The following is a 25,316-nucleotide window of genomic DNA, read 5'->3' as shown; positions in this document are numbered from 1 at the left end:
GGGCCGGCACCGGCCGTCCGGCGCAGGCTCGTCTGATCAGCTCCGCAGCAGTCGGGCCAGCTCCCCGACGTCCGGCAGGTCCAGGTGCGGGCGCACCTCGGCGGGCAGTTCGGCGTAGGACTCCGCGTGCCCGATCCCGGTGTGCACGGCCACGGCGAAGGCGCCTCCGGCGTGTGCCATCGGCACCTCCAGCTCCGGGTCGTCGCCGACCACCGCCAGCTCGGCCGGCGACACGTCCAGCCGCCGCGCCGCCGTCTGCAGTGCGCGGAGGGACGGCTTGCCGACGACGGTCACCTCGCACCCGGTGACATCGCGGACGACGGCGCTGATCGCCCGCGACGTCCCCAGCGACCTGCCCTCCGCCGTCGCGAAGAACAGCGACTGCGAGGCGCTGTAGAACTCCGCTCCGTCGAAGACCGCGAAACAGGCCGCCTCCAGCGCCTCGAAGCTCAGCTCCTGCCGGTACCAGCCGGCCATCACCGCGTCGCAGTCCGTCCCCCGCAGCGGGGGCACCGTCTCGATGCCGGCCGCCTCGAGCGGTTCGGTGATCCCCTTGCCGCCCAGCACCATCACCCGCCGGTGACCGCGCTCCAGGAACACGTCCACCGCGGTGGACGCCGGCGTCAGCGCCTGCTCGGCGGTGACCGGCAGGCCGAGCCGCCGCAGGGCGTCGGCACACTGGGCCGGCGTCTTCACGGTGCCGTTGGTGTACACGCAGAACCCGAACCCGAGGTCGACGAGGGCCGGCACGAGGTCCAGCGCGCCGGGCAGCGGCACCAGGCCCTGGTTGTTCCGGTCGCCCATCACCAGCGTGCCGTCCATGTCGAGGACGAACCCGCGCACCTGCCGCAGCCGGTCGAGGACAGCAGTGTCAGGCAACGGAGGTCCCTTCGGAGGCCCGGCGGACCGACATCCGCAGGCCCGGCGTGGTGACGGCGAGATCGTGGACCGACGTCCGTGACCCGAGCTCCCGCAGCAGCGTGAGCACGGGCGCCAGCGAGGGGTTGAAGTGCCGCGGCGCCGGCCCGGCCGCGAGCATGGCGTCGACCTGGTCCTCGGGCATGTGGGCGCGCAGGAGCAACTCCTCGTCGCTGATCCCTGGATGGAACTGCTTCCGCAGCTCGGCGGGGGTCGGAGGTGGCGGCTCCGACGCCAACTCCCGGGCCCGCGGCCGGTCGAGGATGCGGTCCTTCACGGTGGGGTCGATGGGTGCGGTCGGCCGGCCGAAGCTGCCCAGCACGTACCGGATCACCTGATCGGGAACGGTGGCGTACCGCTCGCCGATGACGTTGAACAGCGCCTGAGAGACCACCATCTGCGGGAACGGCGTGACCATGATCGGGTGGCCCATCTCCGCCCGGACGACGCCGACCTCCTCCACCAGGGCCTCGAACCGGTGCTCCATGCCGATCTCCTGCAGCTGCCGCCGCGTCGTCGTCATCACGCCGCCGGCGATCTGGTGGTGCAGGAACGCCGCGTCGAAGTCCTGCGGCTGCCCGGCCGGCAGCTCCTCGGCCACCGCCAGCCCGTCGAGGAAGTCGCAGACCAGCCCCAGCGCGCGGTCGTCGACGTCCACCCGGTGGCCCATCTCCCGCAGGTTGGCCACCGTCCGCCGCGCCTCGGGCAGCGACGAGCCGTTGCCCAGCGGCCCGCTGCCCACCTGCACCACCGCGACGCCGAGCTCCGGGGCGATCGAGTAGGTCAGCGGTGACAGCCCGATGGTCGCGTGCGAGTGCAGCTCCAGCGGCATGCCGCCCAGCCGTCCGACGATCGCCGGCAGCAGCGTCCGGGCCCGCTCGGCGGTGAGGATGCCGGCCGGGTCCTTCACGTAGACGCGGTCGAAGTTCGGGTCCGCGGCGAACTGCCCGGCCAGGTCGGCGTAGAAGGCGTCGTCGTGCACCACGCTGATCGTGAACGTCAGCGCGCCGATCACCTCGTCGACGCCGGCCTGCTTGAGCCGGCGCGCGGTCTCCCGGGCGGCGTCCATGTCATGCATCGGGTCCAGCACGACGACCCGGTCGATCCCGTTGGCGACCAGCCGGTCGTACACCAGCTGCATCGTCTCCGGATGGGAGTTCTGCCAGCTGATGAACCGGAAGCCGGTGCCGATGAACTGCAGCTTCGTCGTCGGCATCGCGGCCCTCGTCAGCCGCAACCGCTCCCACGGGTCCTCCCGGTGGGTGCGGACCGCGACGCCCATCGCCGTGCTGGAGCTGTAGTCCAGCGCCCGGAAGCCCACCCGCTCCATCAGCGGGGCGACCTGCGCGATGTGCGCCGTCCGCAGGCCCGTAGCACCCCAGAGGCTCTGGTTCCCGTCGCGGATCGAGACGTCCACGAGTTCCACGTCGGCCATCAGCGCACCCCCACCAACTGGTGCTCCAGGAACCGCTCGAAGAACGTCGTGTCCACTCCCCCGGCGCCGAACTCCGGATCCGCGAGCAGCGCCTGGTGCACCGGCACCGTCGTCGTCACGCCCTCGATGCGCAGCAGGTCCAGGGCGGCACGGGCCCGGGCGACGGCGTCGTCCCGGTCGGTGCCGTGCACGATCAGCTTGGCCAGCAGCGAGTCGTAGTAGGGCGGGACGACGGAGCCCTCCTGCACGTGGGTGTCCACCCGCACGCCCTCCCCCACCGGCAGCACGACCCGGTCGATCCGGCCCGGCGAGGGGCGGAAGCCCAGCGTCGCGTCCTCGGCGTTGATCCGGCACTCCACGGCATGCCCGGTGAGGACGACGTCCTCCTGCCGCAGCCGGAGCGGCACGCCCTCGGCGACGGCGAGCTGCTCGGCGACGAGGTCCAGGCCGGTGACCAGCTCGGTGACCGGGTGCTCGACCTGGATGCGGGCGTTCATCTCCAGGAAGTAGAAGGTGCCGCGCTCCCGGTCCACCAGCAGCTCGACGGTGCCCAGACCGCGGTAGTGCAGGTGCTCCGCGAGGGCCAGGGCGGCGGCGGCCATCTCCGCGCGCAGGGCGTCGGACAGCAACGGCGCCGGCGCCTCCTCGAACAGCTTCTGGTAGCGGCGCTGGACGGAGCAGTCGCGGTCCCCGAGCGCCACGGCCCGCGCGCCGTCGCCCAGGATCTGTACCTCGACATGTCGACCTGACGACACGAAGCGCTCCAGGTAGACCCGCGGATCGCCGAACGCGGCGGCGGCCTCGGAGCCGGCGAGGTCGAGGGTGTGCGCCAGGTCGCCGGGGCCCGCGACGAGCTTCATGCCACGTCCGCCACCACCGCCGACGGCCTTCACCAGCAGCGGGTAGCCCACCTCGGCCGCCACCGCCTCTGCCCCGGCCAGGTCGGCGGCCTCCCCACCGGGGACGACGGGCAGCCCGGCGGCCACGGCGTGCGAGCGGGCGGTCAGCTTGTCCCCCACCGCCTCCAGCGTCTCCGGCGTCGGCCCCACGAAGACGATCCCGGCCGCCGCGCAGGCGCGGGCCAGCGACGGGTTCTCCGACAGGAAGCCGTAGCCGGGGTGCACCGCATCCGCCTCCACCGCCTGCGCGGCCCGGACGACGGCCGCCGGGTCGAGGTAGCTGCGCGCCGCGTCCGCGGGACCGAGCCGGACGACGCGGTCGGCCAGCCGCGCGGGGAGAGATTCCAGGTCGGCGTCGGAGGCGGCCAGCACCGACTCGATGCCCAGCTGCGTGCAGGTGCGGATCACCCGGGCGGCGATCTCGCCCCGGTTGGCGATCAGCAGCCGGCGGATCCGCCGTGGGCTAGTCACCCGCCCCACCCACCCGCGCCGGCTCCACCACGAGCAGCACCGCGTCGGCGTCGGCGAACTCGCCGTTGCCCACGCGGAACTCGACCACCGTGCCCCGGACGCCGGCGTGCACCGGCGTCATCATCTTCATGGTCTCCACGATCCCGACGACGGTCTCCGTGTCGACCTGGTCGCCGACGTCCACGAACGGCGGGGCCCCCGGCTGCGGCGCCCGGTAGAACGTGCCCAGCAGCGGCGGGCGCACCGCGATCAGGCCCTCGCCCACCTCTGCAGCGGGCGCCGCCGCCTCGGCGGCGGCCGCGGGCGCGGCCGCCTGCTCCACCTGCGGCGTCCGCCGGACCTGCTCCTCGGCGGTCCAGCCGGCGTCCTCCCGGCGGACGGTCAGAGTCAGGTCGGCGAACTCCAGGTGCAGCTCCGCCAGACCGCTGGAGTCCAGGACCCGCAGGACGTCGCGGACGTCATCGGGTGTCAGCTCCACCTCGATCAGCCCCTCGACGGGCGCTGGCCGCCCAGCAGGTTGAACACGTGGTCGAACGGGCGGGCCGCCGGGGCAGCCTTGGCCGCGCGGTCCTTCTCCGCGAACACCGTCTCCGGCCGGCTCTGCAACAGGAAGACGTTCTCGCCGGCCGGCGCGGTCTCCGCCACGGCCCACTCGATGTCCTGCGGGCACCCGTAGTGCGCCTCGACCTGCCGGGCGATCGCCACCAGCTCGGCGATCTCCTCGTCGGAGATCGACGGCTGGTCCTGCAGCTCGGCCGGCACGTCGGACTCGGCCACGCCGGAGCCGGACGGGTCGGGGCGGTGCCAGCGGGTCTTCGTGGCCACGGTGCGTCTCACCTCGCCGGTCACCTTGCTGACGACGAACGAGTCGGGTGTGACGTCGCCACTGACGACGGCCGACCCCAGGCCCCAGCTGGCGTCGATCGCGACCACCGACTTGTCGCCGGACCGTGGGCTGCGCGTGAACATCACCCCCGAGCTGCGGGCGCCGACCATCCGCTGGACGACGACGGCCATCCCGAGGTCGGTCTCCGGGATGCCGCGGCGCAGCCGGTAGGTCACCGACTCCACGCTGTAGAGGCTGGCCCAGCACCGGCGCACGTGCTCCAGCACCGAGTCGGCCCCGCGCACCCACAGGTAGGTGTCCTGCAACCCGGCGAAGCTGGCCTCGGCGCTGTCCTCGCTCGTCGCGCTCGACCGGACGGCGACCGGCAGCTCGGGGTCCCCGCACTCCTCGCCCAACGCCGCATACGCCGCGGTGACGGCCGCAGCGACCTCGTCCGGCGGGGGTGCGGACTCGAGCACCGCGCGGATCTCGGCGGTGGCCGCGGCCAGCCTTTCGGCGTCCGCGGGGTCGAGCGCGGCCACCCGGGCGGGGATCGACTCGCCGTGCACGGTGAGGTGCTCGACGGTCTGCCGGAAGGCCGACGTCGTCACCGCGAAGCCGGTGGGCACGCGGACGCCGGCGCGCAGCAGCTCGCCGAGGCTGGCGCCCTTCCCGCCGACGGTCGCGACGTCACCCAGGCCGACGTCGCGGAAGTGCAGGACGGAGCGGGTGGTCATGACCGTTCCCATCAGCTCAGCACGGTGACGACGCCGCGGTCGCCGTCGACCCGGACGCGGTCGCCGGTCTTGATCCGGGCGGTGGCCATGCCGGTGCCGACGACGGCGGGCATGCCGTACTCGCGGGCCACGATCGCTGCGTGCGACATGGTGCCGCCGATGTCGGAGACGGCCGCGGCGATCTTGCCGAACACCGGGCCCCAGCTGGGAGCGGTCACCGGGCAGACGAGCACCTCGCCCTCACGGATCTGGCCGATGTCGTTGACGTTGAGCAGTACCCGCGCGATGCCTTCCACCACGCCGGGCGAGGCGGCGTAGCCGCGGACGGTGGACTCGTCGTCGTCGTCACCGCCGAGCCAGGCCTCGATGGTGTCCTGGGTGATGCCCCAGAGCATCTTCACGGCGGGGTCGTTCAGCGCCTCGGGAACGGCGCCGAGCGCGGGCGGCGGCGACCAGCCCGACAGCGCCTCGACGATCCGCTTCCGCTCGGCGACGATGGGCTGCCAGTGCCGGGCGCCGAGCTCCGTCCCACCCGAGGCCCAGGCGAGCGAGACATCGACGAGGGCGTCCTCGACCTCGAGGTGCCGCAGGTGGAAGACGTCGTCGGCTGCCAGCAGCACGCCGCGCTCGGCCAGCAGCGCCCCGAACGCCCGGATCTTCTGGAAGAAGCGGGTGGTGAACCAGTGCTCGCAGTAGAACTTGTGCGACTCGATGTAGGGGAACACCTGCCGGCACAGGCCCAGCATCTGGTCGAAGGCCGCCTTCTCCTCCTCGGAGTCCAGCAGCGCCCGGTACTCCCCCGCGATCCGGTCGCGCTCCTCGGCCAGCCGCTCTGTGGGGCGGGTGAGGTCCTCACCGACCGCGATCTGCTCGACGTAGCGCGGCAGGGCGGCGAAGGGCACGGTCAGGTCGTCGGCCCAGGACAGGTGGTGGTGGTAGAAGCCGTCACCGACCGAGACGTTGAACCACGGGTCCTTCGCGGCCTCCAGCGCCGCCAGCCAGCGGGCTCCGGCGTCCCCGCGCTCCCCGAGCGACGCCAGCACCTTCGCCGGGTCCGCGCCCTCGACGAACAGGTCGCCGAGGTCGAGCTCCACGGCGAGAGCGGCCAGCTTCTTCAGCTCGTCGTCCGGCCGGTACATGGTGACGTCCATGCCGGCGACCATGCGGGCCACCATCTGGTCGCCCATCTCCGGGAAGGCCTGCTTGCAGAACTCGAAGAAGACGACGTAGGCGCCGTACCCGAGCATCAGCAGCTCGGTGTGGTGGTGCCACATCTTCGAGTACAGGTCGATGCAGCGGTGGAACCTCTCGCGGAGGTAGTGGTTGGAGGCGAACCCGCGGCCGCCCGTGACCACCTCGAGCGGGTCGAGCTCACCGAGTTCAGGCACCTCGACCGCCTCGATGTCGGCGATCAGCGCCTCGATGCGCTGCTGCCACTCGCCGTAGATCCGGTCCCAGTTGGCGTAGTAGTGCCCGGCCCGCTCCTGGAAGTCGGCGAACCGCCTGCCCTGCTCCGCCTCGTCGAGCACGGGGTTGGCGGTGATGTAGACCCGTCCGTTGATGATCCGGTACTCGATCCCCATGGTCGTCGGGAACGAGAACAGCCGGGCGGTGTTGGCGCCGATCGCGGTGTAGGGGATCTCCGAGGTGATGCCGTCGAAGGCCGGGATCACCTCCGGGAAGTGCATCGAGTTGTAGAACCAGAAGCGCTGGTCGTCCTCCGGCTGGAACCGGGAGAAGAAGGGGTACATCGCCTCCCACCCCTCGGCGCCGGGGACGGCCTCGATCTGGGACGGCAGGGGGAACGAGCGCTCGGGCATGGTGTGCTCCTGTCGGTGCGGGGTCAGCGCAGCGCGTAGTCGCGCTGGGTGCGGGCGTACTCGACGAAGTCGTCCAGGGCGGCGGGATCGGCCATGGCGTGGGGGTCGGCGACGGCGGCGGTATCGGCGCCCAGGAGCAGCCGACGGACCGGGATCTCCATCTTCTTGCCGCTGCGGGTCAGCGGGATGGCGCGGACGGCGACGATCGCGTCGGGCACGTGCCGGGGCGTGCACTCCTCCCGCAGCCTCCGGCGCAGCCGCCCGGCCAGCTCGCCGTCCAGCTGCGCACCCGGGGTCAGCGAGACGAACAGCGGCATGAAGAAGCCGCCGTCCGGCAGGTCGAGGTTGACGATCAGCGCACCGAGGACGGCGGGGTCGTCCTCGACCACGCGATAGATCTCCGCGGTGCCGATCCGCACGCCCTGCCGGTTGAGCACCGCGTCGGACCGCCCGCGCACGAAACACCCGCCGCGCTCGTTGAGCTCGAAGAAGTCCCCGTGCCGCCACACGCCCGGGAAGGTCTCGAAGTAGCTGGCGCGGTAGCGGCTGCCGTCGTCGTCACCCCAGAAGAACAACGGCATCGACGGCATCGGGGCGGTGATCACCAGCTCGCCCACCCGGCCGACGACGGGGTGCCCCGCGTCGTCCCATGACTCGGCCGCCACCCCGAGCGAGCGGGCCTGGATCTCCCCGGCCCGCACCGGCAGCGTCGGCACGCCACCGACGAACCCCGTGCAGCAGTCCGTTCCGCCGCTCCCGGTCGCGATCCAGAGGTCGGGCCCGACCGCCTCGTAGAACCACGTCGTGACGGCCGGGGACACCGGGGAGCCGGCCGGCATGACGATCTCCAGTGCGGAGAGGTCGAACCGCTCCTTCGGCACGACGCCGGCCTTCTGCATCAGCTCGACGAACGTGGGGCTCGCGCCGAAGAGGCGGGCTCGGCTGTCCTGCGCGGTGCGCCAGAGGACGTCGACGTCGGGATGCGACGGGTTGCCGTCGTAGAGCACCGGGACGATGCCCTGCAGCAGCATGCTGACGCAGAAGTTCCACATCATCCAGCCGGTGGTGGTGAAGAAGAACGCACGGTCACCCGGGCGCAGGTCGAGGTGGAACGCCTGGAGCTTGAGCTGCTCGAGCAGGATCCCGCCGTGCCCGTGCACGATGGCCTTGGGCAGGCCGGTGGTGCCGGAGGAGAACAGCACCCACAGCGGATGGTCGAAGGACACCTGCTCGCAGACGAATTCGGCGGCCGGCACGGTCGGCCCGGCCAGCACGTCCGCCCACGGCGTGCCGGGCGCCTCCAGCCCCAGCACCGGGACCCGCACGACCTCGCGCAGGCTCGGCAGCCCGGCCACGAGTTCGGCGATTTCGCCCCGGCGGTCGAAGTCCCGGCCGCCGTAGCGGTAGCCGTCGGCGGCGAAGAGGACCGTCGGCTCCAGCTGCCCCAGCCGGTCCAGCGCGCCCCGCGACCCGAAGTCCGGCGAGCAGCTGGCCCAGACGGCGCCGACGCTCGCCGTCGCCACCATCGCCACGACGGCCTCGGGCACGTTCGGCAGATAGGCGACGACCCGGTCCCGCGGCCGGACGCCCCGCTCCCGCAGGTAGGTGGCGACGGCGCGGACCTGCCGGGTGAACTCCTCCCACGGCACCGCGCGCAGCGGATTGCTTTCGCTGACCGCCAGCAGCGCGGGCTGCCCGGGCCGCTCCTGGGCGAGCACGTGCTCGGCGAAGTTCAGCCGGGCGCCGGGGAACCACCGCGCGCCGGGCATCTCCGGGCTCTCCAGGACGGCGGTGTGCGGCGCCGACGAGCGGACGTCGAAGAAGTCCCAGACCGCCTGCCAGAACTCCTCGAGCTCGACGGTCGACCACGTCCAGAGGTCGGCGTAGTCCGGGAACGACCGGCCGGTGCGCGCCTCCGCGAAGCGGGTGAACTCGGCCAGCCTCGTCCGCTCCGCCCGATCCGGCGGCGGCGCCCACAGCAGGTCGCCTTCCCGTACCGCCGGGGAGGTGGCGGGGTCCGCCGCCGACGAAGCCATGGGCAGACAGTGGCGCAGCAGCAGTGTGATGAGCAACACTCGTGCGCGCCGATTTCACGCAGTGAAAAGCAGCAGGTGGATCGAGGTTCCGTGCGCGAGTACCGGGTCAAGACGATCGACTCCCTGGCCCGCGGGCTGGAGGTGCTCCGAGTCCTGCAGGAGGTGCGGGCGGCCAGCCTGCACGACCTCCACCTGGCCACCGGCATCTCCAAGCCGACGCTGACGCGGATCCTCGTCACCGCCTACCAGCACGGCCTGGTCTGGCAGCGGATGGTGGACGGCGCCTTCCTCCCGAGCCACACCCTGCAGCGCCGGATGGAGACCGACGACAGCGAGTGGCTGGTCGAGATCGCCTCACCGGTCCTCGGCGAGCTCTCCCGGCGGCTGCAGTGGCCCTCGATCTTCTCGGTGCCGCGACTCGACCACATGGAGACGCTGGAGACCAACAGCTCGCGCACCTACTTCGACGGTCTTCCGCCGCGGCCGCACGGGTTCCGGGTGAACATGCTCGGGTCCGCGTCCGGGCGGGCCTACCTGGCCTTCTGCCCCGAGCAGGAACTCGAGGCGGTGCTCGCCCGCCTGAGACTCAAGAAGGACCCCGCCTACCGGCTGGCCCGCGACGACGCCGCCGTCCGGCGGATGGTCGAGACCACGCGGCGGCGGGGCTACGGCGTCCGGGCACCCGACTTCGGCGGGGACCACGACCGGCCGCGGTCGGAGGTCGACGACGGCCGGGAGTCCATCGCGATGCCCGTCCGCGTCGACGGCCGGGTCGTGGGGTGCATCAACCTCACCTGGCGCCGCCAGGTGCTCTCCCTGCCGACGGCGGTGCAGCGCCACCTCGAGGACCTGCGCACCGCCGTGCGGACGGTCGAGGAGCGGGCCCGGGCGGCGGGCCTCGGGCACGGGTGAGGCTTCCACCCGCATGCCGCGACGACCCTCACCTGTAGGCGATCGGCCGACCGGCCCGCCAGCGGACGACGGAGTACGGCCCGCCGTCGGCGGAGGATGGCCCGCCACCGGGATCGGCGCTAACGTCCGCACATGGCTCAGGACCAGTCCTCGGACACGACCGACCACTGGCACCGGCCGCTGCGCCACGTCCGCGCGGCCGAGCTGTCGGGCGACACCGGCCAGAGCAGCGGCATGACCCGCAAGGAAGCCGTGTCAGGGAAGAGCGTCGGGGCGGAGAAGGTCTGGATGGGCGAGGCGCACGTCGCGCCGGGCACCGCCTCGGCCAACCACCACCACGGCGACTCCGAGACGGGCATCTACGTGGTCTCGGGCCGGCCGGTGTTCGTCTTCGCCCGCGACGGCGAGGAGGTCCGGCTGACCCCCGAGCCGGGCGACTACGTGTTCGTACCGCCGTGGACGCCGCACCGTGAGGAGAACCCGGGCGACGAGGAGGCGGTCGTCGTCCTGGCCCGCAGCAGCCAGGAGGCGATCGTGGTCAACCTGCCGCCGGGCTCGCTCGCCTAGCTCGAGAACCACGAGCGGGTGCTCCGGGCGTTCCCGCGGGAACGCCTGCGGGTCTGACGAGGGCCCGGGATGCGGCGGCCCGGCGGCTAGCCTCAATACCGTTCAGTTAGGCGTCGGGCTCGGTTGTCAAGGGTCGGGGTGGACCAGGACGTCGATGCTGATGGTGGCCTTGTGGCTGGGGCCGCGGAGGCGCCCGCTGGCGGTGTGTGGGGCGTAGTTGGAAATCGCCCGCTTGACCACGCGCGGACTGGTCCGGCAGCGGCGGTCGGGCAGCAGGTGCTCAAGGACCTGCCGGCCGATGCCGCCGAGGAGGTCGACGGTGGTCTCGGCGATGACCCCAGCGGCCTTGATGAGCTGGTCGCGGGCGGTGTTCAGGGCGATGGTGAAGCTGCCCCGGTCGGGGTCGACGTCGGGTGCGGTGAGGGTGGCGTCGGCGATGGTGATCCGCAGCGCCTGGTAGGCCACCAGCAGGGCGTAGATCTCCTGCTCGAGGCCGGCGGGGGTGCGTGCGCGCAGGACCCGTCCGTCTCCGATGGTCTGCTTGAGTTCGCAGTAGGCGGTCTCGATCTCCCACCGCTCGTGGTAGAGCCGGACGAGCTCGGTGGCCGGGCAGTCCGGGTCGGTCACCGTGGTGACCAGTTGGTAGACCTCGGTGCGTTGCCCGCCGGGGGTGGTGATGGTGATCTCGGCTCGGATGACCCGGACCTCCAGTGGGCCGATCCGGGACAGCCAGGACCCGTCGGCGCAGCGGGCGCAGACCGGCAGCCGGCGTCCGGTCTTGACCCGGACCAGCAGGTCCGCACCCCGGTCGGCGATCTGGGCGAGTAGATCGGCGGCGGCGAAGTTGCGGTCGGCCAGCACGATCATCGGCGCGCGCATGGCCGGCACCAGGTCGGTGGCGTAGCCGGTCTCACCGCGGCCGGTTGTCCCGAACGTGGTGGCCAGCAGCCCCCGGGTGCCGCAGGCGACCAGGGCCAGCAGCCGGATCATCGGATAGCCGGTGCCGCCGTGGTGCCCGCCGCCCTTGCGGTAGACGACCAGGTTGGCCGGGGTGTCCGGGCAGCACATCGTGGTGCCGTCGATCGCGGTCACCAGCCGGCCCCGCCACCACACGCCCTTGGTGGCCGGGCCGGCGGCCGGCCCGCGGAGCAGGTCGAACAAGGCTCGCAGTGGTGCCGCACCGATGCGGCGGCGCGCCGCGGCCAGCGCCGCAGGAGTCGGCGCCGGCACGGGAAGCCCGTCCAGGGCGGCGGTCATCCGATCCCACACCTGCCGGTAGCCGCACTCGGCGAACAGCACCGCGGACAGCAGCAGGTAGACCACCACCCGCGAGGGCAGGTCCCGCACCCGCTGCTGCACCGTGCCGGTCTTGGCCAGCACGGCGTCGACCATCTCGAACGGCACGATCTGGGTCAGCTCACCCAGATGACCCGGCGCGAACCGGCCTCCGGCGACGTTGACCACACGAACGACCTGGCTGATGTCAGACTCGACGGGCAACGGAGCTCCCGGTGGAGATCGTCTTGGCGGACGTCCCCTCTTACCGGAGCTCCGTTGCCTGTTCCCGCATCGACACGCCGCAACAACGACGTCCTTGACACCTCACCGCTGCCGCTAACTGAACGGCCTTGCGGCTAGCCTCGATGCATGGGGTACTTCGGGACGCTCGTCTACAGCGAGGGACGCTGGCGCACCGGTCGGCCGACCGCGGTGCCGTTCCTCATGGTCGACGTGCACGACAGCGACATCGCGACCGTCGACTACCGGGCGGCCGATGCCACCGGAGGCCGCTTCTTCCTCGGCTACGAGCCGCGGGTGTACTTCGACGAGCCCGACGCCTCGGTGCCGGTGGACACCGATGCGGAGGCCGCCGGGTTCGCCCGGTGGGTCAAGGACGCGGTGGGCACCGAGGTCGAGCCGGCCGAGTTGCGGGGGCTCATGGCCTCCCCCGGCGGCGTGCCGCCGACCGACGAGGTCGTCGAGCAGACCGTCGAGCGGTTGCTGGTCCTCGCGGGGCTCCCGGTCCCCGAGTGGCCCACCGATGAGGACGCGCCGCCCGGCTGACCACCGGGGAGCCCCGGTCGGCGCAGGGCTGGTGCCGCATCCTCAGCGGGCGGCCTGGTCTTCCGCCAACCCTCCGGCGCTGACCTCGGACAGGCTCTCCCGCAGGCGCTGTGCGTTCTTCGGCGACTGCAGGAGGTGCACGGTCTCCTTCAGCGAGTGGTACTCATGTGCGGAGACGAGGAACGCCGTCCCCCGCTTCGAGACGATCGCGACCGCGACCTGATCGGCGTCGACCTCTTCGATCAGCGAACCGAGACGCTGACGGGCCGCGCTCACGGTGATGGCCATGCTGCTCCCTCCGCGGTGGTGGCAGAACCGTACGACCGTTGAGTTCCTCCCCGCTCGATCGGCGGCCGGCCCGCCGTCGTTGCCGCACCTCGGGGGTGATCGAGCCATCCGCGGGTAGCGGCCTACGGTGCGTGCCATCACCTACACCCGGCCCGGCGGTCCCGACGTCCTCCAGCTCACCGACCGCCCCGTGCCCGAGCCCGGACCCGGCGAGGTGCGTGTCCGCGTGGCCTTCTCCGGGGTGAACCCCACCGACTGGAAGTCCCGCACCACCGCCCGACCCGGTCCCGACGGCCAGGTGCCGAACCAGGACGGCTCCGGCACCGTCGACGCCGTCGGGCAGGGCGTCGACCCGGCGATGCTCGGCCAGCGGGTGTGGATCTGGGAGGCCGCCTGGCAGCGCCCCTGGGGCACGGCCGCCGAGTCCACCGTCGTGCCCGCGCGGCACGTCGTCCTCCTGGGCGCCGACCCGTCGTTCGAGCTGGGCGCAGCGCTCGGCATCCCGTTCCTCACCGCGCACCGCTGCCTGACCGTCGCCGAGTCGCTGCCCGACCGGCTCGGCCCCGGCGCGCTGACCGGGCACACGGTCCTCGTCCAGGGCGGGGCCGGCGCCGTCGGCAACGCCGCCATCCAGCTGGCCCGCTGGTCCGACGCCACGGTGATCGCCACGGTCAGCAGCCCGCACAAGGCCCAGCTGGCCGCCGCGGCCGGCGCCGACCACGTCGTGAACTACCAGGAGCAGGACGTCGTCGCCGAGGTGCGCACGGTCGCCCAGAAGGGCGTGGACGCCATCGTCGAGGTGTCCGCCGCGGTCAACGCCGGCGTCGACGCGCAGGTGATCGGCGCGCACGGCGCCGTCGCCATGTACGCGGACGACGGCGGCGCCGAGGTGACCGTGCCGGTGCGCGCGCAGATGGGGCTCAACGCCCGCTGGCAGTTCGTGCTCGTCTACACCGAGCCCGAGCGCGCCAAGGCGCTCGGCATCGAAGACGTCACCACCGCCGTGGCCGACGGCGCGGTCGGGGTGGGCGAGGGCGCCGGTCTGCCGCTGCACGTCTTCCCGCTGGCGGAGACCGCGCAGGCGCACCAGGCGGTGCAGGACGGCGCCGTCGGCAAGGTGCTGATCGACGTCACCCACTGACCGCGGCGGACGACCAGCGGCTCCGTCGAGCGGCCCACCGTCCCCCCGCGGGCGGACCCGGCTGGAGTGGACTGAGGTAAGCCTGGCCTAATAGACGCGTTCACGGCCCTGGGGCAGCAGCAGGTCGACGACGGCTGCGAGCCCCGCCCTCGTCCGCGCGGCTCGTGCCGCCGAAAGGAAGTGCGCCCCGTGCGCCTACGCATGCTCGCCACCGCCGCAGTCGCTGTGACCGCCCTCAGCGCCTGTGGCTCCTCCTCCGAGAACGCCCCGGAGACCTCTGCCCAGGAGGATGCGGTGGAGACCCGATCGGTCTCCCACGTCATGGGGACGACGGAGGTCCCTGCCGAGCCCCAGCGGATCGTCACCCTCGACACCCCGCACCTCGACACCGCCCTCTCCCTGGGGGTCACGCCCGTGGGGTCGGTGCAGTCCGATGTCGCCGGCGGCCTGCCGGACTACCTGGGTGACCGCACGGAGGGCATCGAGATCGTCGGGTCGATCGAGGAGCCCGAGCTCGAGGCCATCGCAGCGCTGGAACCCGATCTGATCCTGTCCTCCTCCGTGCGGCACGAGGAGATCTACGACCAGCTCAGCGAGATCGCCCCCACCGTCCTCACCGACTACGAGGAAGGCTGGCAGGCCATCTTCAGCACCACGGCCGAAGCCCTGGGCATGGCCGAGGAAGGCGAGGAGGCGCTGGCGGAGTACGAGAGCCGGGCCCAGGAGATCGGCGATGCTCTCGGCGCGGACGGGGCGAGCGCCTCGATCGTGCGCTTCCTCCCCGACGAGACGCGCATCTATGGCCCCGAGACCTTCTCCGGCAGCATCCTCGCCGACGTCGGATTCACCCTTCCCGAGCTGCCCTACGACGAGTACTCGATGGTCTACATCAGCCCGGAGCTCATCGACCAGGCCGACGCGGACATCGTGTTCTCGACCGCCTACGGCGACCCGGGGGCGACCACCAAGGGCAGCGTCACCGCCGTGTGGGACTTCCTGGAGGCCGTGCCCGACTGTGCCTTCGAGGTCGACGACGACGAGTGGATGCTGGGGATCGGGCCGATCGGCGCGGGAATCGTCCTGGACGACGTGGAGGCCAAGCTCGCCGGCACGAACTGCCTGTGACTCCCACGGGCCCCTGACGTCACGGGGCCCCTGCCACGGCCGACCGCCCCGCCGGCCGGCCGTCGCAGGCGCCGAACCGCCTGTCCGAAAACCGGCGCCGGCGGGGATCACCCCCCGCGGACGCGGGGAGCACCTGTCGTCCTCTGGGGCGGCGGCGCCCGAGAGGCTCACCCCCGCGGACGCGGGGAACACGGCACGTGACCTGCTGGCCCAGTATGTGAGCGGGGCTCACCCCCGCGGACGCAGGAGCACTCGTGGTAGCCGTCCTGCCCGCGCTTCGGGGTGGGCTCACCCCCGCGGACGCGGGGAGCACACCGCGGTCACCGCTGACGAGTTCAGCCGCGCGGGCTCACCCCCGCGGACGCGGGGAGCACCTCGGCGCGCTGCCCCAGGACCGGGCGGTGGCGGGCTCACCCCCGCGGACGCGGGGAGCACTCCCGTCCAGAGTGGTTGTTGCCCGACGACGTGGGCTCACCCCCGCGGACGCGGGGAGCACGCCCAGTGGGGCTCGTCCGGGCCGATGTACACGGGCTCACCCCCGCGGACGCGGGGAGCACTGCGTGATGGACATGAGCCCCCTGATCTGGCCGACGAGGTACCACTGGCGGTGCTGCCCAGTCGAAAGCGTCTCACCCTGGTCCTACAGTCGCCGCGTGGACCATCACGAAGCAGTGGTCAGCCAGGCCATCTCGCTCCGCGAGCAGCTCGCCTCATGACCACGCCACCGCGGATCGATCCGCATCCGGTGCCGTCGCTCGACGTCGTAGAGTCGGCGCTCGTCCGCGTGGAGGGCTCGTACCGCACTCGGGCGTCGAGCCTGGATACCAAGAACGGTCTCGTGCTGGCTGCTGCGGGAGTCCTCGTCGCTCTCGTCGGCGCCCGGCCGGAGATCGCCGGCTTGATCGGTCAGGTCATTGCCGTCGCTGCCGGTGCCGCAGCGGTGCGGTCACTGGGCCTGCGGGTCGACAAGGCGATCGACGTCGGGTTGTTGCGTGACCGATACCTTGGCGTCGATCCGACGACCGCGCGTCTGGTCTTGCTTAATACCCGGATCGACCTCCAGGCCCGGGACGAGCAGCAGTTGTTGGTCAAACTCCGCTTTCTCCGCCTGGCCGCGGCGCTGCGCCTCGGCGCCAGCGTGGCCATTCTGGTCGGCGCTATCGTGAACCTGATCTGAGGAGGGAGGTTGCCATGTCACAGACCACGCCGAGATCCGCAGCGGACGATCACGCCCCTGTCCCGGACTGGGAGAATCTCTTCCCCGCCGACCCGGATTTGATGGCTAGTCCAGAGGGTGACACGAAGGGTCTGGCTGAGCTCAAGCGGAAAGCACGCGAGCGCATCGCGCGCCGGGCATCCCGGTAGGCAGAGCCGAGCCGCGGACGTCCTGCCGTCAGCGCGGACTCGCGGCGTCAGCCGACGCCGAGATCCCGGGCGATGAGCATCCGCTGCACCTCGCTGGTGCCCTCGCCGATCTCGAGGATCTTCGCGTCCCGGTAGAACCGGCCCACCGGGAACTCGTTCATGAACCCGTAGCCGCCGTGCACCTGGGTGGCGTAGCGGGCGTTGTCCATGGCGATCTCGGAGCTGTACAGCTTGGCGATCGAGGCCTCGCGCTTGAACGGCTCACCACGCAGCATCTTCTCCGCGGCGCGGTAGTAGGCCAGCCGCGCGGTCGAGGCCCGGACCTCCATGTCGGCGATCATGAACTGGACCGCCTGATTCTTCCCGATCGGCTGGCCGAACGCCTCCCGCTCCCCGGCGTACTTCACCGACTCGTCCACGCACCCCTGGGCCAGCCCGACCGAGAGCGCCGAGATGGCGATCCGGCCCTCGTCGAGGATCGACAGGAACTGCGCGTAGCCGCGGCCCCGCTCCCCCACCAGGTTCTCCTCGGGCACGCTGACGTCGTCGAAGGACAGCTCCCGGGTGTCGGAGGCGTTCCAGCCGACCTTCGAGTACCGCTGGCCCACGGTGAAACCCGTCGTGCCCGATGGGACGATGATCGCCGAGATCTCCTTGCCGCCGTCCGGCCGCGTCCCGGTGACGGCGGTGACCGTGACGAGCTGGGTCAGGTCGGTGCCCGAGTTGGTGATGAACGCCTTCGAGCCGTTGATCACCCACTGCCCGTCCTCCAGGCGCGCGGTGGTCCGGGTCGCCCCGGCGTCCGACCCCCCGCCCGGCTCGGTCAGCCCGAAGGCACCCAGCGCCTCGCCCGAGCAGAGCCGCGGCAGCCATTCCTGCTTCTGCTCCGGCGTGCCGAACCGGTAGATCGGCATGGCGCCGAGGGAGACGCCGGCCTCGACGGTGATCGCCATCGAGCTGTCCACGCGGGCCAGCTCCTCCAGCGCCACGCAGAGGTCGAAGTACGTGCCGCCCGCCCCGCCGTACTCTTCGGGGAACGGCAGACCGAACAGCCCGAGCTCGCCCATCTGCCGCACGATCTCGGTGGGGAACTCGTCGCGCTCGTAAAACTCGCCGATCTGCGGGGCGATCACCTCGCGGGCGAACTCCTGCACGGTCTTCCGCAGCGCCTCGGTCTCGTCGCTGAGCCGGTAGTCCAACATCTGGGTCAGAGCTCCTGTTGATCGGGCGCCTTGGGCATCACCAGCGCCAGCCGCTCGTCCAGCGCGACCGTCTGGCCCGCCGTCACACCGAGCTCGGCCACCGTCCCCGCGACCGGGGCGGTGAGCACGTGCTCCATCTTCATCGCCTCGACGACGAGCAGCGGGGTGCCCGCCTCCACCTCGTCCCCGACCGAGGCCTGCACCACCGTCACGGTGCCCGGCATGGGCGAGGTGACGACGCCGTCACCCGCCGCCGCGCCCGCCGCGGACGACGCCAGCCGCTCCTGCTCGCGCAGCTCGGTGACCCGCCCGTCGGCCGCCAGCCACACCGAACCGCCCACGTGCACGACCGCGTAGCGGGCCGTCCAGTCGCCGACGGTCACCACCAGGTCGTCCCCGTACCGAGCCGCCCGGGCGGGCACCGGGGCGCCGTCCCCGATGCACAGCTCGGCATCGGCAGCCCGGCCGCGCAGGCGGATCACGACCGGTTCGCCACCGGGCGCCTGCAGGCGCCGCACGGTCCACGCCGGCTCACCCAGCCGCCAGCCGTCGGGCACGTCGAACCGGTCGACGACCGGACCGGTGGGCTCGGCCTCGAGCTGCAGCGCCAGGGCGGCGGACGCGTACACCGACTCCGGCACCGGGTCCGCCGCCGTGAGGTCGTTCCCGCGACGCTCGATCAGCCCGGTGTCGAGCCGGCCGGCGACGACGTCCTCGTCGGTGAGCAGTGCGCGCAGGAACGCGGCGTTGGTGCTCACGCCGAGGACGGCGGTGCGCCCGAGCGCGCCGACGAGGCGGGCCCGCGCGGTCTCCCGGTCGGGACCCCAGGCGATGACCTTGGCGAGCATCGGGTCGTAGTCGGTGCCGACCACGGATCCCACGGCCAGCGAGCTGTCGACCCGGATACCGGGGCCCGCCGGCTCGATCAGGGCGAGCACGGTGCCGGCCTGCGGCAGGAAACCGCGGGCCGGGTCCTCGGCGTAGAGCCGCGCCTCGATGGCGTGCCCGTCGAGCGAGACGTCGCTCTGGTCGATGGGCAGCCGCTCGCCGGCCGCCACCCGGATCTGCTGCTCCACCAGGTCCAGCCCGGTGATGGCCTCGGTGACCGGGTGCTCGACCTGGAGCCGGGTGTTCATCTCCAGGAAGAAGAAGTCCCGTGGCCGGTCGGCGTCGACGATGAACTCCACCGTGCCCGCGCCCGTGTAGCCGACCGCCTTCGCCGCCTCGACCGCCGCGCGGCCCATCGACGCCCGCATCGAGGTGTCCAGCAGCGGCGACGGCGCCTCCTCGATCACCTTCTGGTGCCGGCGCTGCAGGCTGCACTCGCGCTCACCGAGGTGGATCACCGTCCCGTGCGTGTCGCCGAGCACCTGCACCTCGATGTGCCGCGAGTTGCCGACGTAGCGCTCGACCAGCAGCGTGTCGTCGCCGAACGAGCTGCGCGCCTCGCGCCGCGCACCGGCGATCGCATCGGGCAGCTCGTCCTTCGACCGCACGACGCGCATGCCCTTGCCACCGCCACCCGCGCTCGGCTTGAGCAGGACCGGGAAACCGGCGGCGACGGCGGCCTCGGCCACCTCCTCGTCGCTCATCCCCGGCTCGCTCCGGCCCGGCACGACCGGGACGCCGGCGGCCATCACGGTCTGCTTGGCGCGGATCTTGTCGCCCATCGCCTCGATGGCCGCGACCGGCGGGCCGATGAAGACGATCCCCGCCGACTCGCACGCCCGGGCGAACTCGACGTTCTCCGACAGGAAGCCGTAGCCGGGGTGGACCGCCTGGGCGCCCGTCTCCGCCGCGGCGGCGAGCACCCGCTCGACCAACAGGTAGCTCTGCGCCGCAGGGGCGGGGCCGAGCCGGACGGCGACGTCGGCCAGCCGGGTGTGCAGCGCTCCGGCGTCGGCGTCGCTGTAGACGGCGACCGACCGGATGCCCATCTCGCGCAGCGTGCGGATCACCCGGACGGCGATCTCGCCGCGGTTGGCGACCAGGACGGTGTCGAACATCCCGCTCACCACTCCCCGTCCGATCCGTACGTATGGCCATGAGTGCGGTCGTCACATGCGGAAGACGCCATAACCGACCTCCTCCAGGGGGGCGTTGGCACACGCTGAGAGGGCGAGGCCGAGCACGGTGCGGGTGTGGGCGGGGTCGATGACGCCGTCGTCCCAGAGCCGTGCGGTGGCGTAGTACGGGTGCCCCTGCGACTCGTACTGGTCGCGGATCGGCGCCTTGAACGCCTCCTCGTCCTCGGCCGGCCACTCCTCGCCGCGGGCCTCGAGCCCGTCCCGGCGCACCTGGGCCAGCACCGAGGCCGCCTGCTCGCCGCCCATCACCGAGATGCGCGCGTTGGGCCAGGTGAAGAGGAACCGGGGCGAGTACGCCCGGCCGCACATCGAGTAGTTCCCGGCGCCGAACGACCCGCCGATGACCACGGTCAGCTTGGGCACCCGGGCACACGCGACGGCGGTGACCATCTTCGCGCCGTGCTTGGCGATGCCGCCGGCCTCGTAGTCGCGGCCGACCATGAACCCGGTGATGTTCTGCAGGAACAGCAGCGGGATCGCGCGCCGGTCGCACAGCTCGATGAAGTGTGCGCCCTTGAGCGCGGACTCGGCGAACAGCACGCCGTTGTTGGCGATGATGCCGACCGGGTGCCCGTGCAGCCGCGCGAAGCCGGTGACCAGCGTCTGCCCGTAGAGCGGCTTGAACTCGGCGAACCGGCTGCCGTCGACCAGCCGGGCGATGACCTCGCGGACGTCGTAGGGCGTGCGCGGGTCCGGCGGCACGACCTCGTACAGCGACTCCGGCAGGTACTGCGGCTCCTCCACCGGTGCCACGTCCCACGGCCGCTGCTCCCGCGGGCCCAGCGTGCCGACGATCTGGCGGACGATCTGGAGGGCGTGCGCGTCGTCGTCGGCCAGGTGGTCGGTGACCCCGCTGACCCGACTGTGCAGGTCTCCGCCACCGAGGTCCTCCGCCGTCACCACCTCGCCAGTCGCTGCCTTCACCAGCGGCGGCCCGCCGAGGAAGATCGTGCCCTGCTCGCGCACGATCACCGCCTCGTCGCTCATGGCCGGCACGTAGGCGCCCCCGGCGGTGCAGGAGCCCAGGACGGCCGCGATCTGGGCGATCCCCGCCTTGGAGAGATTCGCCTGGTTGAAGAAGATCCGGCCGAAGTGCTCGCGGTCGGGGAACACCTCGTCCTGCATCGGCAGGAAGGCCCCTCCCGAGTCGACCAGGTAGATGCAGGGCAGCCGGTTGTGCAGCGCCACCTCCTGCGCCCGCAGGTGCTTCTTCACCGTCATCGGGTAGTAGGTGCCGCCCTTGACCGTGGCGTCGTTGGCGACGACGACGCACTCTCGGCCGGCGACCCGGCCGATGCCGGTGATGATCCCGGCCGCGGGCGCATCACCGTCGTACAGACCGTGGGCGGCCAGCGGCGAGAGCTCGAGGAAGGGGCTGCCCGGGTCGAGCAGGGCGTCGACCCGCTCCCGCGGCAGCAGCTTGCCGCGCGCGGTGTGCCGCTCGCGGGCCCGCTCACCGCCGCCGAGCGCCACCCGCCGCAGCTGGTCGGCGAGATCGGCGACCAGCCCGGCGTGCGCGGCGGCGTTGCGTGCGGCCGCGGCCGGGTCGGCCGTCAGGGTCCGGGGCAGCACCGGTGCGTCCACGCCCAGCAGGTTAACCGTCGTTCACAGCCGCGGTCCACTCCGCACGTCGGGGGTGAACGACCGTTCACGTCGCGGCTAGCATTCGTGCCATGACCACGGCCCGGTCGCAGGCGGGACCCGCCCGGTCCGCGCGCGACACGGCGCTGATCGCCGACACCCGACGGCCCTCCCGGCGGGAGCAGATCCTGCAGGCCGCGGCGCAGCTGTTCGCCGAGCGCGGGGCCCGCGCGGTGGGGGTCGACGACGTGGGCGCCGCCGTGGGGGTCACCGGTCCGGCCATCTACCGGCACTTCGCGAGCAAGGACGCGATGCTCGCCGAGATGCTGGTCCGGATCAGTGAACGGCTGGCCGACGGCGCCCGGGAGCGGATCTCCGAGGCGGGGCCCGATCCGGCCGACGAGCTGCGTGCGCTGATCGACTTCCAGGTGGAGTTCGCGCTCGACAACCCGGCGCTGATCGTCGTCCACGACCGCGACCTCCCGTCGCTGGCCGACGCCGACGCCGCGCAGGTGCGCCGGCTGCAGCGGCGCTACGTCGAGGAGTGGGTGGCGGTGCTGGCGCGCCTGCACCCCGGCGCGGACGCCGCCGCCTGCCGGGTCCGTGCGCATGCCGTCTTCGGTCTGATCAACTCCACGCCGCACAGCGCCGGCCGGCTCGGGCGGCCGGCGACGGGCGACCTGCTCCGCCGGATGGCCTGGGCCGCCGCGACCGGCTGACGTCGGCCCCTCAGCCCCCGGGCGGGGGCGGTACCGGCAGCGCCAGGCCGTCGGAGGCCGCCTTGTCCAGCGCCGCGACGCTCCCCGTGGTGGCCGGATTCGCCCACGCGGTCTCGACGACGGTGACCGTGGGACCGGACACCGCACTGGCGTACTGGGCCGAGGAGAGCTTCGCCGGGCCGCCGGCGTAGGTGACGCCCTCGCGCAGCAGATCACTGACGTTGCCGCTGCCGTCGGTGTCGGTGAGCTCGCGCAGTTCCCGCGCGATCGCCGTATCGGCCATGGCCACCCGTGACACCGACACGACCACCGGTGCGCCCTCGACGCTCGCCGAGTACAGCGCCCGGGCCAGCCCCGTGCAGTCGGTGGCGGCGAGGAACTCCGCCACCTGCCCGTACGCGTGACCGGCGCAGGTGTCGTCCACCTGCACCGCCTGGAGGGTGTACGCGGTGCCGTCGACGGTCCGCACCTCGCCCGGCGCCGGGCCGGACGGCGCGCTCTCGGTGACCGGCGCCGTCGTCCCGGGAGTGGCGCCCTCGTCGCCGCCGCCCAACAGCACCCCGGCCGCGGTCGCGCCCAGCACCACCAGGGCGAGGACGACGGCGGCGATCACCCAGCGGGTCCGGGCAGCCCCGTCCGACGGGCCGCCCTCGGCGCGGTTGCCCGAGGCTGTCGCACCCCAGGCCGGGGACAGCGGCGGGCGCACCCGCGGTTCCTCGGCACCCGGCGTGGCCGGCAGCACGGCGGTGCGGGGCGACGGCGGCGGGACGGGACCGTCGGTCGCCCCCGCGCTCTCCCTCTCGCGGCCGAAGAGCCCGCCGATGCCGGCGTCACCGGCCGGTGGCGCGGGCTCCCCATCCACCTCCACGGTGTCCCGCTGCCCGGTGCGGCCGGGAGCCGGGGCGGCCGGCGCCGCGGCGGCCACCGCGGCGGCGTGCGCCGAGGCGACCGAGGCCGCGACGGCACGAGCCACCCCCGTGGCGCTCAGCGGGTCACCGGGATTCGGAGCGGGGGTCGGCGACGGCTCCGCGGCCTGGGGTGCGGGCGGGGTCGCCTTCGGCGCGGCGTTCATCGCGGCCGGCGTCAGCAGCTGGGGGCGGCGCAGCACGTACGGCGAGTACGGGAACGCCTCCCCGTTCAGCTCCTCCACCGACGGCCCCCGCCCGGGGTACTCCAGCGCCTCCAGCGCGGCGCGCACGTCGGCGGTCGTCCACAGCCGCGGGTTGTCGACGCCGGCGTGCCGGCTGGCCCGGGCGATCGCCAGCAGCAGCGAGCGAGGGTCGAGGGTGGCGACGTGGTCGCCCTCGCCGAGGTCGCCGTCGGCCGGGTCCAGGCCGGTCACCTCGCCCACCAGGACGGTCAGGCGGGCGATCCGCCCGGGTTCCAGGCCGGCGCGCCGCAGCTTCACCGCGGTGTCCATGCCCGCGCGCATCAGCCCGTCCAGGGGGGTCGATCCACCACCGGCCAGCTGCAGCACCTGGCTGGGCCCGTCGTCGGCGGCGATGGTCCAGCTGCCCTCGGGCGTCGCCCTGACCACGCCGGACTGCCGGACCACCTCGGCGACGCGGATCACCGCGATCCCCTCGGGGACCAGCAGGACCGCGTCCGACTGACGGCGGCCCAGCGGCCCGTCGACCAGCGGCAGGGAGGCCACCACGGCCGCGCGCACCGAGCCGCCGGTGTCCCACCGGGCGAGCTCGCCGAAGAAGGCACGCTCCCCCGCCGTCTGCAGCGGCGCCGGGATCAGGGCCAGCACGTCGTCGTCCTCCGGGCGGTCGGATCCTGCGGTCGGGCCGCCTCCGCGCGCGGTTCGGTCACCGGCGCGGCGACCGCCCCCGTGACGCAGCCACGCCCGACGCTACGTCATCGGCGCGAGGGAATCGGCGCTCCGCGCCGGTCCGGCGGATCAGACGACGGCACGCTCCGGCGTGGCGGCCGGCTCGTCGGCGGCCCGCCAGCGGGCCAGCCACGCACTGCCGGCCAGCGCGTCCACCCCGGCCCACAGCACCGCGAACGCGACGGCGACCGGGAGCGCCGACCACCAGCTCCACGGGGGCAGCAGGCCGAGCATCTCCAGCGGAAAGGCGACGGCGTACACCCCGGCGGCGACCACGAGCCCGGCCGCCCAGCCGGGGATGCGGCGGGTGACGGCGACGTCGACGAGCACCGCGCCGACGATCAGCACCACCGGCAGCACCGAGGGCGGGAAGCCCATCGCGACCAGGCCCAGCCACATGACCCCGCGATAGCCGAGGTACACGACGGCGACCACGGTCGCCGTCCACCGCAGGCCGACCACCTTGCGGGCCACCACCAGGGAGAGCAGGCCGGCGCAGACCAGCCACGCCGGGTGCACCCAGGAGGACACCGGCAGCATGAACATCGTCGGTGTCTGCCCCTGCGCGGCGGCGAAGTCCAGCAGCGAGGGCTCGGCCGTCGTCCGCCCGGCGTTGTAGGCCTCCAGCGACAGCACCCCGTACTCCTGGTGCTGGTTGGGGAAGACCACGTTCTCGACGAAGAACAGCCACAGGCCGAGGGAGACCAGGTCGCGCAGGCGGCCGGGTGCGGCGTACAGCCACCAGCCGCGCAGCGCCCCGGCCAGCATGATGGCCGTCCCCAGGTAGAGCAGCGCGTGGCTGGGGCTCCAGCTGGTGATGTCCAGGCCGTTGATCCGGTGGTTGAGGATGTCCACCGGGATCGCGACCAGGAAGGTGCCGATGCCCACCTGCATCAGCCGCAGCGCCCGCTGGTCGACGCCGTAGCCGCTGTAGCTGTGGAACAGCACCAGGACGACGACGCCCGCGGTGCCGACCGTGTTCAGCAGGTGCGGGGGCGCGAGGTCGTCCCGCAGCCACATGAAGTGCCACGAGACGTCCCAGGACGACCCGACCATCTTCAGCAGGAAGGCGGCCAGCCAGGCGGTGTAGATCCAGCGCAGCTCGTGCTGAGTGGTCGCGCGGCCGGGGCGGCCGGGGGTCATGTAGGCGAACCAGAGCCATCGGACCAGCGCCACCGGGTGGACCAGGCCGGCGCGGAGCGTGCCCGGCGCCTGCGGCACGGCAGGGGCGGCGGGGGCAGGAGCAGTGGACACGGCGAGGCTTCCTGACGGCGGGTGTTCCGGCG

General features: G+C 72.9%; 21 protein-coding genes and 1 CRISPR repeat array. Of the genes, 7 read left to right on the top strand and 14 right to left on the bottom strand.

Features of this window, described 5'->3' with window-relative positions:
- Positions 1-36 precede the first annotated feature (36 nt).
- Genes BLASA_RS05915 through BLASA_RS05885 form a run of 7 tightly spaced genes read right to left on the bottom strand, consistent with a single transcriptional unit; the run spans position 37 to position 9,142 of the window.
- Entirely contained in the window at positions 37-879 is an 843-nt protein-coding gene (locus BLASA_RS05915) for an HAD-IIA family hydrolase (protein WP_014375129.1), read from the bottom strand.
- Positions 872-2,353, bottom strand: coding sequence for a biotin carboxyl carrier protein (locus BLASA_RS05910; protein WP_014375128.1), 1,482 nt, complete (start codon positions 2,351-2,353; stop codon positions 872-874). The genes BLASA_RS05915 and BLASA_RS05910 overlap by 8 nt, the downstream gene beginning before the upstream one ends.
- Complete coding sequence (locus BLASA_RS05905; protein WP_014375127.1) at positions 2,353-3,723, bottom strand: acetyl-CoA carboxylase biotin carboxylase subunit; 1,371 nt, start codon at positions 3,721-3,723, stop codon at positions 2,353-2,355. Before BLASA_RS05905 ends, BLASA_RS05910 begins: the two co-directional genes overlap by 1 nt.
- On the bottom strand, positions 3,716-4,201 hold the full coding sequence (locus BLASA_RS05900) for an acetyl-CoA carboxylase biotin carboxyl carrier protein (RefSeq protein WP_014375126.1): 486 nt from the start codon (positions 4,199-4,201) through the stop codon (positions 3,716-3,718). The genes BLASA_RS05905 and BLASA_RS05900 overlap by 8 nt, the downstream gene beginning before the upstream one ends.
- Positions 4,202-4,206: 5 nt before the next feature.
- Positions 4,207-5,286 (bottom strand): PEP/pyruvate-binding domain-containing protein, encoded by a 1,080-nt coding sequence (locus BLASA_RS05895; RefSeq protein ID WP_166486483.1) that lies wholly within the window; start codon positions 5,284-5,286, stop codon positions 4,207-4,209.
- 11 nt (positions 5,287-5,297) lie between these two features.
- Positions 5,298-7,106, bottom strand: a complete 1,809-nt coding sequence (locus BLASA_RS05890; protein WP_014375124.1) for a PEP-utilizing enzyme — start codon at positions 7,104-7,106, stop codon at positions 5,298-5,300.
- Positions 7,107-7,129: 23 nt separating this feature from the next.
- Positions 7,130-9,142 (bottom strand): acetoacetate--CoA ligase, encoded by a 2,013-nt coding sequence (locus BLASA_RS05885; RefSeq protein ID WP_051005136.1) that lies wholly within the window; start codon positions 9,140-9,142, stop codon positions 7,130-7,132.
- A gap of 90 nt (positions 9,143-9,232) precedes the next feature.
- Between BLASA_RS05885 and BLASA_RS05880 the strand changes: the two genes are divergently transcribed.
- Together BLASA_RS05880 and BLASA_RS05875 are read left to right on the top strand one after the other, a co-directional pair.
- Positions 9,233-10,054, top strand: coding sequence for a helix-turn-helix domain-containing protein (locus BLASA_RS05880; protein WP_014375122.1), 822 nt, complete (start codon positions 9,233-9,235; stop codon positions 10,052-10,054).
- Positions 10,055-10,186: 132 nt separating this feature from the next.
- Positions 10,187-10,621 (top strand): cupin domain-containing protein, encoded by a 435-nt coding sequence (locus tag BLASA_RS05875; protein ID WP_014375121.1) that lies wholly within the window; start codon positions 10,187-10,189, stop codon positions 10,619-10,621.
- 126 nt (positions 10,622-10,747) lie between these two features.
- Here the strand turns inward: BLASA_RS05875 and BLASA_RS05870 are convergent, their stop codons facing one another.
- Positions 10,748-12,121, bottom strand: coding sequence for an IS4 family transposase (locus BLASA_RS05870; protein ID WP_014375120.1), 1,374 nt, complete (start codon positions 12,119-12,121; stop codon positions 10,748-10,750).
- Between the two features lie 147 nt (positions 12,122-12,268).
- Between BLASA_RS05870 and BLASA_RS05865 the strand changes: the two genes are divergently transcribed.
- Complete coding sequence (locus tag BLASA_RS05865; RefSeq protein ID WP_014375119.1) at positions 12,269-12,685, top strand: hypothetical protein; 417 nt, start codon at positions 12,269-12,271, stop codon at positions 12,683-12,685.
- Positions 12,686-12,727: 42 nt separating this feature from the next.
- Here the strand turns inward: BLASA_RS05865 and BLASA_RS05860 are convergent, their stop codons facing one another.
- Positions 12,728-12,973, bottom strand: coding sequence for a type II toxin-antitoxin system Phd/YefM family antitoxin (locus BLASA_RS05860; RefSeq protein ID WP_014375118.1), 246 nt, complete (start codon positions 12,971-12,973; stop codon positions 12,728-12,730).
- A gap of 127 nt (positions 12,974-13,100) precedes the next feature.
- Here BLASA_RS05860 and BLASA_RS05855 point away from each other — a divergent pair, with 127 nt between their 5' ends.
- From BLASA_RS05855 to BLASA_RS05845, 3 genes are all read left to right on the top strand, one after another.
- Entirely contained in the window at positions 13,101-14,114 is a 1,014-nt protein-coding gene (locus tag BLASA_RS05855) for an NADPH:quinone reductase (RefSeq protein WP_014375117.1), read from the top strand.
- 294 nt (positions 14,115-14,408) lie between these two features.
- On the top strand, positions 14,409-15,239 hold the full coding sequence (locus tag BLASA_RS05850; protein WP_231839557.1) for an ABC transporter substrate-binding protein: 831 nt from the start codon (positions 14,409-14,411) through the stop codon (positions 15,237-15,239).
- Between the two features lie 283 nt (positions 15,240-15,522).
- Positions 15,523-15,796: direct repeats of the CRISPR family, unit length 29 nt; unit sequence GGGCTCACCCCCGCGGACGCGGGGAGCAC.
- A 155-nt stretch (positions 15,797-15,951) separates the two neighbouring features.
- Positions 15,952-16,416 carry a hypothetical protein gene (locus BLASA_RS05845; RefSeq protein WP_014375115.1) on the top strand — a complete coding sequence of 155 codons (465 nt, stop codon included), beginning with the start codon at positions 15,952-15,954 and terminating at the stop codon, positions 16,414-16,416.
- A gap of 235 nt (positions 16,417-16,651) precedes the next feature.
- Here the strand turns inward: BLASA_RS05845 and BLASA_RS05840 are convergent, their stop codons facing one another.
- The 3 genes from BLASA_RS05840 to BLASA_RS05830 are packed head-to-tail and all read right to left on the bottom strand — an operon-like array spanning position 16,652 to position 21,477.
- Positions 16,652-17,806 carry an acyl-CoA dehydrogenase family protein gene (locus BLASA_RS05840; RefSeq protein ID WP_014375114.1) on the bottom strand — a complete coding sequence of 385 codons (1,155 nt, stop codon included), beginning with the start codon at positions 17,804-17,806 and terminating at the stop codon, positions 16,652-16,654.
- A gap of 5 nt (positions 17,807-17,811) precedes the next feature.
- Positions 17,812-19,812, bottom strand: a complete 2,001-nt coding sequence (locus tag BLASA_RS05835) for an acetyl/propionyl/methylcrotonyl-CoA carboxylase subunit alpha (RefSeq protein WP_014375113.1) — start codon at positions 19,810-19,812, stop codon at positions 17,812-17,814.
- A 51-nt stretch (positions 19,813-19,863) separates the two neighbouring features.
- Entirely contained in the window at positions 19,864-21,477 is a 1,614-nt protein-coding gene (locus tag BLASA_RS05830; protein WP_014375112.1) for a carboxyl transferase domain-containing protein, read from the bottom strand.
- An 89-nt stretch (positions 21,478-21,566) separates the two neighbouring features.
- On the opposite strand from BLASA_RS05830, the gene BLASA_RS05825 reads away from it, so the two are divergent.
- Entirely contained in the window at positions 21,567-22,193 is a 627-nt protein-coding gene (locus BLASA_RS05825) for a TetR/AcrR family transcriptional regulator (protein ID WP_014375111.1), read from the top strand.
- Between the two features lie 10 nt (positions 22,194-22,203).
- On the opposite strand, the gene BLASA_RS05820 is transcribed toward BLASA_RS05825, so the two are convergent.
- A complete protein-coding gene (locus BLASA_RS05820) occupies positions 22,204-23,949 on the bottom strand; it encodes a hypothetical protein (protein ID WP_014375110.1) in 1,746 nt (581 codons plus the stop codon).
- Positions 23,950-24,099: 150 nt separating this feature from the next.
- Complete coding sequence (locus BLASA_RS05815) at positions 24,100-25,284, bottom strand: hypothetical protein (protein ID WP_014375109.1); 1,185 nt, start codon at positions 25,282-25,284, stop codon at positions 24,100-24,102.
- Positions 25,285-25,316: the final 32 nt, after the last annotated feature.

The sequence above is a fragment of the Blastococcus saxobsidens DD2 genome (assembly GCF_000284015.1).
GTDB classification, from domain to species: Bacteria; Actinomycetota; Actinomycetes; order Mycobacteriales; family Geodermatophilaceae; genus Blastococcus; species Blastococcus saxobsidens_A.
The sequence above is the reverse complement of the archived record's forward strand: the minus strand, read 5'-3'. Positions and strand labels throughout refer to the sequence as shown.

Excerpts from the sequence above, each read along its gene's own strand:
- BLASA_RS05845 (WP_014375115.1), top strand. The coding sequence starts at position 15,952 with ATGACCACGCCACCGCGGATCGATCCGCATCCGGTGCCGTCGCTCGAC.
- BLASA_RS05890 (WP_014375124.1), bottom strand. The coding sequence starts at position 7,106 with ATGCCCGAGCGCTCGTTCCCCCTGCCGTCCCAGATCGAGGCCGTCCCC.
- BLASA_RS05835 (WP_014375113.1), bottom strand. The coding sequence starts at position 19,812 with ATGTTCGACACCGTCCTGGTCGCCAACCGCGGCGAGATCGCCGTCCGG.
- BLASA_RS05885 (WP_051005136.1), bottom strand. The coding sequence starts at position 9,142 with ATGGCTTCGTCGGCGGCGGACCCCGCCACCTCCCCGGCGGTACGGGAA.
- BLASA_RS05840 (WP_014375114.1), bottom strand. The coding sequence starts at position 17,806 with ATGTTGGACTACCGGCTCAGCGACGAGACCGAGGCGCTGCGGAAGACC.
- BLASA_RS05875 (WP_014375121.1), top strand. The coding sequence starts at position 10,187 with ATGGCTCAGGACCAGTCCTCGGACACGACCGACCACTGGCACCGGCCG.
- BLASA_RS05910 (WP_014375128.1), bottom strand. The coding sequence starts at position 2,353 with ATGGCCGACGTGGAACTCGTGGACGTCTCGATCCGCGACGGGAACCAG.
- BLASA_RS05860 (WP_014375118.1), bottom strand. The coding sequence starts at position 12,973 with ATGGCCATCACCGTGAGCGCGGCCCGTCAGCGTCTCGGTTCGCTGATC.
- BLASA_RS05825 (WP_014375111.1), top strand. The coding sequence starts at position 21,567 with ATGACCACGGCCCGGTCGCAGGCGGGACCCGCCCGGTCCGCGCGCGAC.
- BLASA_RS05895 (WP_166486483.1), bottom strand. The coding sequence starts at position 5,286 with ATGACCACCCGCTCCGTCCTGCACTTCCGCGACGTCGGCCTGGGTGAC.
- BLASA_RS05865 (WP_014375119.1), top strand. The coding sequence starts at position 12,269 with ATGGGGTACTTCGGGACGCTCGTCTACAGCGAGGGACGCTGGCGCACC.